This window comes from Erythrobacter sp. LQ02-29, assembly GCF_022576075.2.
GTDB lineage: Bacteria > Pseudomonadota > Alphaproteobacteria > Sphingomonadales > Sphingomonadaceae > Alteriqipengyuania.
Genome location: NZ_JANCNT010000001.1, coordinates 2,107,891 through 2,120,176 on the forward strand (window position 1 = coordinate 2,107,891; position 12,286 = coordinate 2,120,176).

A 12,286-nucleotide genomic window follows, 5' to 3' on the forward strand; every position below is an offset into this window, starting at 1 on the left:
CGTCGAAACCGCTACCATGAGATCTCGAAAAACGGGGATCGATGAATGCCTTACTGGGCCGGCCGAGCGGCAACCACGAACAACATCCGACTATTTGTCCGCGATCATGGCTGGCGATCAGCAGCAGACGAAGTTGTCGACGAAGAGGGCCAGCAGCCTAGAAGCGGAGCCGCCCGCGAGATCGGCAGCATACTGCTCAACGTGCTGAATGCCACAAACGTCGTCGTCCTCACCGGCACCGGCGCGTCTTTTGCGGCAGTCAATCCGCCCGGCCGACCGACACCGGCAGGCATGTCGGATGTCTGGGCGTTCGTCCGGGAAACTGCGGGGCCGGCCAACTTCGACGCGGTCGTGGCACGCTTCGGCGAAGCGCGCGTCGACAACAACATTGAGAAGCTACTGACACTCTGCAAGCTCTACCTGGAGCTGAACGCCGCCCCTGTAGACGATGCCGAGCACCAAGCCATGCTGGCCTTCGTCGACACGGCTGAGGCCGCTATCCTCGCACGGGTCGACTTCGTCGATCGTCAAACCGACCTAGAAGCCCATGGTGCGCTTGTTCGCAAAGTCGGCAGGCGAGGCGTGCGGAAGCCGAGAGCGAAGCTCTTCACAACCAACTACGACCTCTGCTTCGAGGAAGTCGCTCGCCGTGCCCGTTTCACCCTGATCGACGGCTTCTCCCATACGCTCGATCAGACCTACGATCGGACGAACTTCAGCGTCGATCACGTGCGCCGTGACCTTGGTCGGGACACTCCGGACTACCTTCAGAACGTGCTACAGTTCTATAAGCTGCACGGCTCAATCGACTGGCGCCGCGTCGATGGCGAGATCCTGAGGACGCGGGCGGACGTAGGCAGCCCCGTCCTCATCTACCCGCGCTCCAGCAAGTATCAGGAGAGCTTCGACGCTCCCTATCTAGACCTGCTTTCCGCGTTCCAGGCCGCGCTTCGGGAACCGGACACCGCCGTTCTCATCTCCGGATTCGGCTTCAACGACGATCACATAAGCAGCCCGATCATGTCGGCCGTGGAGTCGAACATGTCGCTTCGTCTCGTTGTCTGCGATCCGGTCTTCCTGTCGGAGGGCGACCTAGAGGCCGAGGCGTTCGAAATCGGGGCTACTCCTCCGACAAACCGTTTCCTGCTTGGCTTCAAGCGGATGGTCGACTCCGGGGACGCGCGCATCCACCTGATGAATGGTCGCTTCCAGGACCTGACCGCGGCGCTTCCGGATCTTGTGGGCGAGACCGACCGCGAGCACCACGTCCAGCGCATCCGGAGCATTCGCGATGCCGCAGAGATGATTGCGTGACGGCGATCAATCCGATCGACGCGGATCGTTACGTCGGCACGGTGACGCTCGTCACGGCCACGCACGTCAACGTGAACCTGCCCAACTCCGTGCCGGGCCGCGAGCATCGGGGCACGTCGCTTGGCGCCGTCGGCGACTTCGTCTTCGTCGACTGCGAGCGTTCGCACGTTCTCGGCCGCATCGTGGAGACCAGGCTACCGGACGGAGAGCGCCTGACCGTGGAACCAAGGGTGGGGGATGCCGGACCGGTGAACCCGATCGGTCGCGTCCAGCTCCTAGCCACGGTTGACCAGCAGTCGAACGTGCTCAAACGCGGCCTGGTGCAGTTTCCGCAAATCGGGGACGGCGTATACCTCGCCGAGCCGCGTCTGCTAGCGACGCTCATACGCAACGCGGTCAGCGACAAGGGCGATCTCACCCTCAGCATCGGCCGGATCGACGCCGCAGATGGGGTCGACATCTGCCTGCCGCCGGACCGTCTCTTCGGGCGGCACTGCGGCGTGTTCGGCGCGACAGGGGGCGGCAAGAGCTGGACCGTCGCCACGCTCGTCGAGCAGGTCCAGGCGGCCGGTGGAAAAGCGATCGTCCTCGATCCCACCGGCGAGTTCGCCGGCATGTCATGCGTCGACACCGTGTTCACGTTCGACGCTCCCAAAGGCACTCAACGGCAGGTGCACTTTCCATATCGGCAAATGACCGAAGACGACCTCTTCTCCCTGTTTAGGCCATCCGGTCAGAGCCAAGGACCGAAACTTCGTGAAGCTATAAGAAGCCTGAAGTTAGTGACCGCTATGGGTGACGCGGTTCATGATGGTGTGACCGTTACCGACGGCCTTATCGTCAAGCTGAACAAGCGCCGACGCCCCTTCCTGGAGGCAGTGCGCGCGCATTCCGACCGGCTGCACTCACCCGGCTGCGACTTCTCGATCGCGCACCTTCCAGCCCAGATCAGGCAGGAGTGCGTGTTTGCAACGGGAAACGAAGGCCACTTCGGCGGAGTCGACAACAATGGGGTCGCCTATTGCGAGACCCTGACCTCGCGGATCAACACGCTGGTGACGTCGGAGGAGCTGAGATGCGTGTTTGGCCAGCACGGTGCCTCCTTGGTCGACGAGCTGCGATCCTTCGTGGTCGATGATCGTCGTGACGTCGCCATCATCTCGTTCAAGGACGTGCGCTTCGAGCATGGCACGCGCGAGATCCTGCTGAACGTCATCGGCCGTTTCCTGCTCGGCGAGGCGAGAAAGGGGACCTTTGTCGCGGCCCCGATCGTCATCTTTCTAGACGAGGCGCACCAGTTCCTCGGTCGATCCGTCGGTGACGAGTATTCCTCCGTGAAGCTCGACTCTTTCGGCATCATCGCAAAGGAAGGCCGTAAATACGGACTGACCTGCGTCCTTGCGACCCAGCGTCCGAGAGACGTTCCTCAGGACGTGCTCAGCCAGCTCGGAACGCTCGTCGTTCACCGCCTCACCAACGATCAGGATCGGGAAACAGTCGAGCGAGCATGCGGCGATCTTGATCGCGGCGCGGCGCAGTTCGTTCCGATGCTGGCGCCGGGCGAGGCGATCGTGATCGGACCGGAACTGCCCGCGCCAGTGCCGGTCTTCATCCGACGTCCTGTCTCACCGCCCGACTCAAAAGGTCCTCAGTTCCAAAAGGCATGGACGGAACGTCGACAGCGGGTTGCAGACGCCGCCGCAGCCGACGCAGCATATGCAGACGTTGTTGGCTAACTACTACTTCACGGCTGATAAAGGGTAACATCCAGCATGGCGGCCCGGCATTCCCATAGGCGAGCAACCCAATTGTAAGCCATTCAGCGCCTGCATCCTGCCCTGCCGCGTTCGAACTCGGCGTCGTCGAGCGCAATCTGCAAGCCAGATACTTCTTGGATAATCTCGTTCGGCACTTGGCTCACGGTGAACTCCTGGACTCCATCCGCAAAGCCGGCCTCGCCGGAGCGAATGCGGTCAAGCAGAGATAAAGCGAGGGCTGAGCTTTCCGGGTCGAGATCGTCGACTTTCGCCACCAGTAGGTCTCGCATCGAGGCAAACTCATCCTCAAGCTTGTCGCGTGTTTCCAGTTCGACACGAGCGCGACCGGCTATGCCGAGATTGAGGCGGTCCATCGACTGTAAGGCCGATGCCTTCGCCACCGCCAAGTTCAGGATCGGCGAGATTTCCGCGCGGAATGCGGGGAGGTCGAGTTGCTCGATCCAGATGTCGGCCTCTTCGGGGAGAGGTAGCAGCGTCTCATAGCCGCTGACGCCACGCGTCAGCAGCAGCCGTCCGTCGATGCTCGGAATCACGGTGAGCCTGATGCCGTTTGGGACGGCTTGACGGGCGGCTAGGGTTGCGTTCGCGTGGCTCTCGATCTCCATCTGCGAGACCAGTGGGATCACGATGAGCACCTTGCTGGGTGGCCATGGTAGATTTCCATCGGGATCCTCCACGACATGCACCAGTGCCTCGACGCCGTCGTCCTCAAGTTGGGACCGGATCGACGCTGCCACCTCGTTCCGCGCCGCCGTCATCCTCTTATCGACCACCGAGGCAACAAGGCGGAGCGCGTTATTAGGTTTTGCCTTGCCGAGGAGCGTGGCGAAACTCACGCCCGGGTGAACAGTTCCTCCAGCAGCATCGCCCGCGATGATCCTAACGCGACCAAGGATATTTCGGATCTTGTCGAGACTGGCAGGCACGCCGCCGACAAGATCCCACGGTTCTTGCGTCTCGGCTTCATCGGCGCTCTTTATCAGGTCGGCAGTCCAGGCGATGAAGGCGCCGGCGCCCTCTGGAAGCTGATGGAAACGCCTACAGACGTCGGCACTGCCCGCAAAGAGCAGGTTCTGCAGCTTCGTAATGTTGGCGTTGAACTCCCCTGATGCCTCGCCGGTCGCGACCGAGGACGCGATTGCAGGCGGGGTCAGCTCGCGGGCGGCTTCGTGGACGCAGTTCATGGCGGTCAACTGCGCATCGGAGACGCTCTTACCGCGGATGATGAGATTAAGGACGCGGTCCAGTGCAGGTGCGAGGCGGTCGAGAAGCTCCACGGCCTGCGCGAGGTATCCACTATAGGTCGGCGCAGCGACGCGGATCGCGATTGCGTCGCGCCAGCGGCGGTTCCATTCCGGCAGTGCTGCCGACGGCAGGTTCGCGCGCGGTATCTGCTTCTCCGCGAGGGGCATGCCACCGAACTGGACGACCTCTCCGTTCGGTGCTCTGGCGGCAGAAGCGGCGACGTCCGATCGTGGGGAGAGCGCGAGCGCCACCTCGCAAATCCGCACCACCTTGTCATGGGTGTCGTCCTCACCGGGAATGCCGATCTCGTTGTAGTCGCAGCGTATCACTCGGCCATCGGCAGACTCTTCGAACGTCGGTTCCGTCGCCCACGCGATCTGGTGGGGCATCCGGCCGACAAGCTCTTGCTCCCCGACATCGTCAACCCATGCGATCGCCTCATTCCGGTCGAGGAGAGCGAGTGTCCCAAGCAGGCGCACAACGTCGTCGATCGGCGCCGCGAGCAGGTCGACCGGTCTTGTCGCGAATGCTGAGCGGACGGTCGGGTGCACCGGCACGCCGTTCAGTGACGACAGGAACTGGTCAAGCTCTACCGGGCCCGCAGCGGCCGAGATCATCTCGTTGAGCAAGGGAGCTGGCAGAGCTTCAAGGAGTGCGTGTCTAGGATCGCCGGTGATGTTCGCACGCATCTGAGCGAGTTCTGCAGCTGCGGCCATCGCTGTTCCGAGCGTCTCGTTGATCGCCGGGAACGTGGTCTCCGCCAACCCAAATATTGCTGCGGTGCCGACTTGCGTCGCAGGGAGGGCTTGCACGTTGTCCGTCGCCACCCAGGCATCGACGGCGTTCGCGATCCACGCCGTCGCAAGGCCACGAAGTGTCGCCGAGAGCGTCTCGAGGTTTGGGTCCCTCTGGATCCTCGCGCTGAGCGCCGCGATGGCGGCATCCTGGCTGACACCGCGGTTGCGCATGCCGTCGGCGGTCAGTGGCTCGAGATCGCTCGACGAAACTGTGCCGACCGCCCGGGCGAACGTGGTCGCGATCGTTGGCGGCGGGACCGCGTGTGTCAGGCGCACCAGTTCGGCGGATCGCAACTGGTGAAGACCGGCTAGCCCGCCGCCTACATCCACGCGGACGAGATGCTCGTCAACCAGACGGCGTAGGCCGCGGCCGACCTCCTCTTCTGGCAACGAAAGCACAGCGGGAAGCCGATCGGCGTTGGCGCTGGCACCTGCCGCGCCGGTCAGCGCTACGACCCGCAGGATGGACAGCTCGGGTCCTCTTGCCGGGTCGCTCTGCCTGGCGTCCACCTGTCCAGAGAGCGTCTCTTCGAACCTCCGTCCGGCGGTGAGCACGTGGACATATTCAAGCACCAAGCCCCGGCTTCTATTCCACGGCTCCTGCCAACCGGCCCATTCAGTCCTGCCAGTGTCCTTCAGTTCCTCGAAGATGCGGCGGGCGAGGTCCTTATCTGGCTCGGCGCGCACCTCCGCTGCGCGCGAACGGCCTTGAAGAAGGAAAAGATCCTCCTCGCGGATAGAGCCTAGGAGAACGACGCCCGGCACGGCCGCGAACTCGAGCGTCAGAGCATCCCAACCCTCAGCGCCACGCCGCCCGATGTCGTCGACTACGAAGCCAACGGGACTGTCGGGGTTTGCTAGAAGGGTGCGGACGAGCTGCCGGAGGGCGGGCAGGTCGTTTTGGTCCACGCGAAGTAGATGATACCATCGGATTGTGTGGCGCAGTGAATAGGCGGTGTCCCACATGATCGCAGACTTGCCAGCGCCCGATGGCCCGGCGACGAGCGCGGCGCCGCGGCTCTCAAGGCCGCGGGCCAGTGCATCGCGGGGCTGCAATCGGGGAACGACCAGCCCGGCAGCGACATGTCCGGGCTGGACGTCGACACCAAGGTAGAATTCGGATTCGTCGAGCGGCGTCAGGAAGTTCGCTGGTTCACACGCTCCGTTACGAAGTGCCTCCTGGATCGCCTCGACGTCTATAGCCGCCAGCGTGTGGGTAACGATGCGGTCGGTATCGCTCGTTGAGAGGCCACGATAGGTGTCCGGCTTAAGGCGCCCGTTGTCGTCCGCGAGCGTCCCGACTTCGTGCAGGAGCTGAGCGACGCTGAGTGCAGCGGCGATCGGTGCGCAGCCGGTGCGTTCGATGATAATCGCAATAGAGTGGGCGTTTGGAGACGACACCTGCCGAACGTCAGTCTTGGCCAGCAACGCCTTGGCCCGCGCATTGCCTGGAAGCTGAGAGGCCAGCCTCGCACTCGGCACGATGCCGCCATCCGCCGAGCTTTCGTGGTCGACGATCCCTCGTTCGAGGATCAGCTCAAGCCGAGCCGGGCGCGGCGTGAACCTGTCGTGCCGGTCCCAGAGTTCGGTGATGTAGTTCTTGGCGCTCGCCAGCGGCAGCTCACCGAGGTCCCCGCGCCGGCTCTTAACCTGGACGAGCGCGCTGCCGGCGGCTGATCGCCGTTCGATGTCGTCATTGCCTTCGGGCACGATGGTGGCGACCGGATCGAGGTTGGCCCAGATTCGGAGAGCCAGCATGACAGCCACGGCGTCCTGGTAGCGGAAACCGCGACCGGCGTGGGATCCATGGCGGTCGTGGGTGGCCTTCCTAGTCATCGTCAATTCGATACTCGCTTAAGCGCCAGCTTTCGAGCCCAGCTCACTATTCCCCGTTGACTACTTAGCCAAACGAGAGCGGCCCTCCGACTCCTATAAGCGGAGCGCGGCGAGCGAACTGGCTCGATGACAAGTCAGGTCAGAAGTCGCCGGATGTTGGTGTTGCGGTATGAGCTTCTGCAACATCGGAGGCGACCGACCGAAACTGTGTTAAAGCAACAGCAGCTTTCTCGACTTCGAAGCCCAAAACCCGCCAGTCTGCTTACGGCCTAGTTTCTGCCGAAAATTTGATGCCTATTAGGATGGCACTCTGGCCCAGGGGAATGGCCGCTACTGGGTGGGAAGCGGACTAGCGGGTTTTGAAGAGCGCCGATCCGTAGCTGTCGTTGCTGTTGCAAGGCGCCCTTGACATTACGCCAGATAAATTGGGAAGTTTTCCAGCATGGGGTTAAGTCGCAAACCTTTTTATTTCATTCGGCATGGCCAAACGGATTGGAATGTCGAGCAGCGTTGTGTTGGTCAAACTGATGTTCGTCTAAATGACTTTGGTATCGCTCAAGCTGAGGGGGCGGCTGCAACCGTCAGGTCGCTTCGACCCGGTGAGGTTTTTTACTCTCCTCTCGACCGCGCCCGCCAAACAGCTTTTATTGTTTCTGCCGGTTCAACTTGGCCGCTATCCGCTAAGATAGGTCTTCAAGAAGTTTGCCTAGGCTTGAAAGAAGGTTTGATCGAAAACGATCCCTTCGATGATTTCATCTCATCATGGAAGGGCGGATTGTTCATTGAAGGAGCAGAAACATTCACGTCTTTTCGTGATCGTGTGGCGGCAGCGGTGAACGATTGCCTGTTGAAGAATACGAGAAATCCACCGCTCATCGTAGCCCATTCCGGAGTATTCATGGCACTCGCTTCAGCTTGCAATTTAGATTGTGAGGAAATCGATCATTGCCGCCCATATCGCTTTTCGCCCACTGAGTGGGGATGGTCGATACGAGAAGCTGTATGACCGCTATCGAGACCCTGCGTTGCGTTGCCGCACGAACGTAATGGGCGCGGAAGCCGAACGTCTGCTTCAGCCAGTGCCCTTCCAGAACCGGACAGGCAGGAACCGGCCCAATGCCCGCCACCGACATGAAATATAGAATTCCTATCCCGGCAAACCTCGAAAGGTGAGAAGTCACGGGGGGGGGGGGTAGGTGACAGCCATTGCGGCTCTGCGTGTGCGATGCGGATAGGATGGATTACGCCCTATTTCCTGAGCTTCTTGAAAAACTGGCTAAAATTGAGGCGCTAGGAAGATCCGCGCTGACACCTGCCAGTGAAAACCTGGCTGAACTGAAGCGGCAGGCAGCGGCGGCCGGAAAGCGCCGCGCGCGTGATGAAAAGCGTTACGAATTGGGTGGTCTACTTCTGACGATCGGTTTCGAGAACATCGATTACTACGCGCTTTATGGTCTTATGGCCCATCCCGATCACCTGCTGAAATGGTCCATCGAAGCCCGTCAGAGAGGCGAAACGCAGGACTTGGCCCATCTTATCGAAAAAATTCTCGATGATGACAGGCGCGCTGAAAAATGTGCGGAGTGGGGCAGGTATCTGTCTTGGGCACGTATGCGCGCTTTGTATAATGACGAGGTTACATCCTTCATCAACTCTGGAAAGGCGGGAGAAAAACAGCGTTGGAGGCGCGATCCCGTTTCGTCCAGGCAGCTTTATCTGATCGCGCAGATCTGCAAGCTGGAGGGTATTGCAAACCCGAACATCGCGAAGAAGGGATGCGCTTTCGATTGGCTGTATGAAAGAGATGGCAATCCGCGATATTTCAAACGTCCCGTTCCACTACCGCTGGAGCTATCATGACCGCCAAACCCGACCACCTCGAAGCAGCGATGGCGATGCTCCACGTTAAAGAGAGCGAGTTCGAGCAAGCAATCAAAGCGGTGGAAGGTGCGTTGGCTCACGGGAGAACAGGCGAGCACGAGTTGAGCGCCATGAACGAGCTTGCAAAGGATCTCGCCGAACTTGCGAAAAAATTCTCAAATCAAATCCAGGAAAAACTAGAATCTTTGTAGGCCCCGGACGCAATTACTAGAATCTATGTTCACCCTGCGACGGCGAGATACCAAGTAAAGCTGGAACATCAGAGGACAAAAACCCGATGGCCAAGAAGGAAATTCGCAGGACTAAGGCCGACCTGGCGCGGGAAAGGCACTACCACAACCGGGCGGCCGCAGCGGACAAAAAGAATCCCGTCAAACCGCGATCGGAAAAAGAGAAAGCCACAAAAAAAGCGAGCTCAAAAAAATCGCGAAAGAACGCTGTTTTTTTGGCGATCGATCATAGCCTTCTTAGCTCAGGTCTGCAGATACCGAGGGATGTTTCGCAAACGATCGCTAACCTTGTCGATAAATTCACCCGCGGATCGCAAAATACGTCGAGCCACTGTTCTTCGCTCTTTGATCGATCGACAACATCGCTACGTAAGCTACCTATCGGCCTTCTTGGAGAGAAAGAATGCACTCTTCCGGATGAACTTCTCCCGACAGGAGAGGTTGAGATTTTGGCTCACTGTCGTTGGATGATTTCCGCCCAGGGGTCAGACGACTACATAAATTTCGTTGTTTCTGGCTGGCCGTCGACGGTCGTCAAAAGACACGAAGTTCGAAAACGCTTCGGAGCCGATCCCAACGCAGGTTCTTCCCATCTTCAAGAGCATGCCTCTAGTTTGGCGCGATTGGAAGAAACGGATTTCGACCTTTATAGAGCGATCATTTCCGGTCGACACCGGAGCGCGATGCAAATTCTACAAAAAGCCGAAGTGGGGCCAAAAGTGGCAGCGGAGGCTAGGCGCCTCCTGATCGCTGAGCACGGTCTTCTTTGGTGCGCGCGCGATGTTCAGTTGATCACAGCGCGGTCCGCGAAAGCAGAGCAAAACCCTCTAGAAGCGTTAGCCAGCACGAGCATGACTCAATTGAAGCCGGAGAATATTGCTAACCAAGCCCGTCGGCTTTTTGTGATCCTCAAAAAGGTCGTCGCCGACTACGCAACTTCCCTAGAGCATACCGGTGGTAAGCCTCTGGCAACGATCGACAATGTGCCAGAAACCATGCGTCCGCTGTATCGGCAGATTGAAGCTGTAGCGAAATTCTACGGGATCAATCTGACAAATTCTATCGGTCAACTCGACCAGCTGATTGAATACATCCGTATAACGCCAATCCCGGGAAACGTAGCTTGGCGTCAAATGCTCGACAGCTCGGTTAGCGAGAATGGCCTCCCAAGCAGTTTCAATGCCCTATGGTTCTCTGAACTCTCGATGACACAAGCGGTTTCCGTTTCAATTCTTCGATATCTACAAAGCGAACGGGAAATCTTGAATCTTCTTGATGAGCGTGATGGAGGCCATTCCCGAAGGCTAAGGAAGGATACCGCAATGTCTCCTTTCAATGCAGAAGAATTGGGCGCGAACTGGTTTACTGCGGCAAAGGATATGCTGTTCATGCTGCGGCGTGACATCTTGCAAGATAAGGATTTCAAGGACGAAGGATATGATTACCCGGACCGTGAGCCAACTGCAGGCCGGAATCCGATCCAAAATGCGAAAGCTTTCGTAACCGAGAGAGGCCAACGCGCCATGACCGACCACGAGAGCGAGTTCGGAGATCCCAGGCGCACATTTTATCTGTTGGACGTCATCCCGGAACACCGGCTGGCTCTCTAGTTAGCTCCCTACCTCGTAAGAAATTTTGGGAAGACCGAATGCCGCAAGGGGGTAGGTGACGCCTGCATTCCTTGGACACCGTCTAGCGCCGTCAGAATGAGACAGCGTCCTTTTGACAAGCAAAAAGCAGTTCGACGATCATTTGGCCAAGCGATCGACGCTGATCCTGCTTTTTCTTGTTCTCCTGAATTCGGCCGAAGCTGAAATGACAAAAACCAGCTCGACAATTCGTCAAGCCAACCTGGCACGCGCTATTCGCGCAGTTCAAGCTTGCGGGCTTGAGATACAACGAGTCGAAGTTAGCTCGAATGGCTCAGTCAGCCTCATAACCGATCAAAATACTCTGGCGGAAATTTCTCCTTTTGATGAATGGAAGGAGAAGAAAAATGCGCGTTCGTCTTAAAGGTATTAACCGCGTCAAAAAGCGATTAGCCGATGGATCACAAGTCGTATACTACTACGCGTGGAAGGGAGGGCCGAGACTAAAAGGGACTCCGGGATCGCCTGAATTCATCGACAGTTATAATTCGGCTCTGGAAAATCGCCGCGTCAAACCCGATGGACTGCTTCAGAGCGTATTGAGTAAATATCTTGCGTCTCCGGTTTTTCTCGGATTAGCTGATAAAACACGGAGGGATTACAGTCGTCACATACGCGCCATTGAAGATGATTTTGGTGACTTTCCGCTTGCCGCGCTGAGCGATGACCAGGCCCGAGGCGAGTTTCTTGAGTGGCGCGACAAGATTGGTTTGAAAAATCCTCGTCAGGCAGACTATCGTTTCAGCGTTCTGGCGCGTATTCTCTCTTGGGCCGTCGATCGCGGGGATGCCCCGGCAAACCCATGTAAGAATCCGGGCCGTCTATATCACTCAGAGCGCGTAGATAGCGTCTGGACACCCCAAGACGAAGCGGCTTTCTACGAGCGAGCTCCTGAGCACCTTCATCTGGCCCTCATGTTGGCGCTTTGGACCGGGCAGCGGCAAGGGGATTTACTCGCCCTAACATGGGCGAGTTATGATGGGAGGCGCATTCGCCTCAGGCAGAAGAAAACAAACAGGCGCGTAGTCATCCCAGTTGGCGCCCCACTTCGGCGTGCACTGGATGCTCTGAAATTGAAGGTGAGCAGCCACATCAATGACGCTTCAGATTTGAGTTCATCGACAGTCCTAAGGACGCAAAAGGGACAGGCCTGGACTGAGGATGGTTTCAGAACGTCTTGGAGCAAAGCATGCGTTAAGGCTGGCGTCGCTGATGTAACCTTCCATGATCTTAGAGGCACTGCGGTCACCAGGCTCGCATTGGCAGGATGCACGTCTCCAGAGATCGCCACAGTCACTGGCCATTCGCTCAAGGACGTGAACGCCATCCTGGATGCACACTATCTGAGCCGCGATTCGCAGCTCGCTGAAAGTGCCATCAGGAAACTGGAGAAAAGGGCGAAAACTCCCAACTGAGCTCCCAACCGGCGAACTGGCTCCAACCGGAGAATGAATATGTTCTAGGAAAAACAATGGTGGACGCACTAGGGTTCGAACCTAGGACCCGCTGATTAAGAGTCAGCTGCTCTACCAACTGAGCTATGCGTCCATTCGCAG

General features: G+C 58.6%; 9 protein-coding genes and 1 tRNA gene. 8 read left to right on the plus strand and 2 right to left on the minus strand.

Annotated elements, in window-relative coordinates:
• Nucleotides 1-45: 45 nt before the first annotated feature.
• Together MKP08_RS10415 and MKP08_RS10420 are read left to right on the plus strand one after the other, a co-directional pair.
• Entirely contained in the window at nucleotides 46-1,314 is a 1,269-nt protein-coding gene (locus MKP08_RS10415; RefSeq protein ID WP_241553766.1) for an SIR2 family protein, read from the plus strand.
• Nucleotides 1,311-3,050 carry an ATP-binding protein gene (locus tag MKP08_RS10420; protein ID WP_241553767.1) on the plus strand — a complete coding sequence of 580 codons (1,740 nt, stop codon included), beginning with the start codon at nucleotides 1,311-1,313 and terminating at the stop codon, nucleotides 3,048-3,050. The genes MKP08_RS10415 and MKP08_RS10420 overlap by 4 nt, the downstream gene beginning before the upstream one ends.
• Before the next feature lie 83 nt (nucleotides 3,051-3,133).
• Here the strand turns inward: MKP08_RS10420 and MKP08_RS10425 are convergent, their stop codons facing one another.
• Entirely contained in the window at nucleotides 3,134-6,970 is a 3,837-nt protein-coding gene (locus MKP08_RS10425) for a DUF4297 domain-containing protein (protein ID WP_241553768.1), read from the minus strand.
• Nucleotides 6,971-7,412: 442 nt separating this feature from the next.
• Between MKP08_RS10425 and MKP08_RS10430 the strand changes: the two genes are divergently transcribed.
• The 6 genes from MKP08_RS10430 to MKP08_RS10455 all read left to right on the plus strand — a co-directional run bounded on the left by MKP08_RS10430 (nucleotide 7,413) and on the right by MKP08_RS10455 (nucleotide 12,145).
• Nucleotides 7,413-7,976: a histidine phosphatase family protein gene (locus MKP08_RS10430; protein ID WP_241553769.1), complete on the plus strand. Its 564-nt coding sequence runs from the start codon at nucleotides 7,413-7,415 to the stop codon at nucleotides 7,974-7,976.
• A gap of 230 nt (nucleotides 7,977-8,206) precedes the next feature.
• A complete protein-coding gene (locus tag MKP08_RS10435) occupies nucleotides 8,207-8,830 on the plus strand; it encodes a hypothetical protein (RefSeq protein WP_241553770.1) in 624 nt (207 codons plus the stop codon).
• Nucleotides 8,827-9,042 carry a hypothetical protein gene (locus MKP08_RS10440; protein ID WP_241553771.1) on the plus strand — a complete coding sequence of 72 codons (216 nt, stop codon included), beginning with the start codon at nucleotides 8,827-8,829 and terminating at the stop codon, nucleotides 9,040-9,042. The genes MKP08_RS10435 and MKP08_RS10440 overlap by 4 nt, the downstream gene beginning before the upstream one ends.
• An 86-nt stretch (nucleotides 9,043-9,128) precedes the next feature.
• A complete protein-coding gene (locus tag MKP08_RS10445; protein ID WP_241553772.1) occupies nucleotides 9,129-10,691 on the plus strand; it encodes a hypothetical protein in 1,563 nt (520 codons plus the stop codon).
• 112 nt (nucleotides 10,692-10,803) lie between these two features.
• Nucleotides 10,804-11,094, plus strand: a complete 291-nt coding sequence (locus MKP08_RS10450; protein ID WP_241553773.1) for a hypothetical protein — start codon at nucleotides 10,804-10,806, stop codon at nucleotides 11,092-11,094.
• Nucleotides 11,078-12,145: a tyrosine-type recombinase/integrase gene (locus MKP08_RS10455; protein WP_241553774.1), complete on the plus strand. Its 1,068-nt coding sequence runs from the start codon at nucleotides 11,078-11,080 to the stop codon at nucleotides 12,143-12,145. The genes MKP08_RS10450 and MKP08_RS10455 overlap by 17 nt, the downstream gene beginning before the upstream one ends.
• Before the next feature lie 57 nt (nucleotides 12,146-12,202).
• Here MKP08_RS10455 and MKP08_RS10460 read toward each other — a convergent pair.
• Nucleotides 12,203-12,278: transfer RNA gene (locus MKP08_RS10460), tRNA-Lys, on the minus strand.
• Nucleotides 12,279-12,286: the final 8 nt, after the last annotated feature.

Bases quoted from the DNA above. Each gene is read 5' to 3' on its own strand.
- MKP08_RS10415 (WP_241553766.1), top strand. From the start codon at position 46: ATGCCTTACTGGGCCGGCCGAGCGGCAACCACGAACAACATCCGACTA.
- MKP08_RS10425 (WP_241553768.1), bottom strand. From the start codon at position 6,970: ATGACTAGGAAGGCCACCCACGACCGCCATGGATCCCACGCCGGTCGC.
- MKP08_RS10430 (WP_241553769.1), top strand. From the start codon at position 7,413: ATGGGGTTAAGTCGCAAACCTTTTTATTTCATTCGGCATGGCCAAACG.
- MKP08_RS10435 (WP_241553770.1), top strand. From the start codon at position 8,207: ATGGATTACGCCCTATTTCCTGAGCTTCTTGAAAAACTGGCTAAAATT.
- MKP08_RS10440 (WP_241553771.1), top strand. From the start codon at position 8,827: ATGACCGCCAAACCCGACCACCTCGAAGCAGCGATGGCGATGCTCCAC.
- MKP08_RS10445 (WP_241553772.1), top strand. From the start codon at position 9,129: ATGGCCAAGAAGGAAATTCGCAGGACTAAGGCCGACCTGGCGCGGGAA.
- MKP08_RS10455 (WP_241553774.1), top strand. From the start codon at position 11,078: ATGCGCGTTCGTCTTAAAGGTATTAACCGCGTCAAAAAGCGATTAGCC.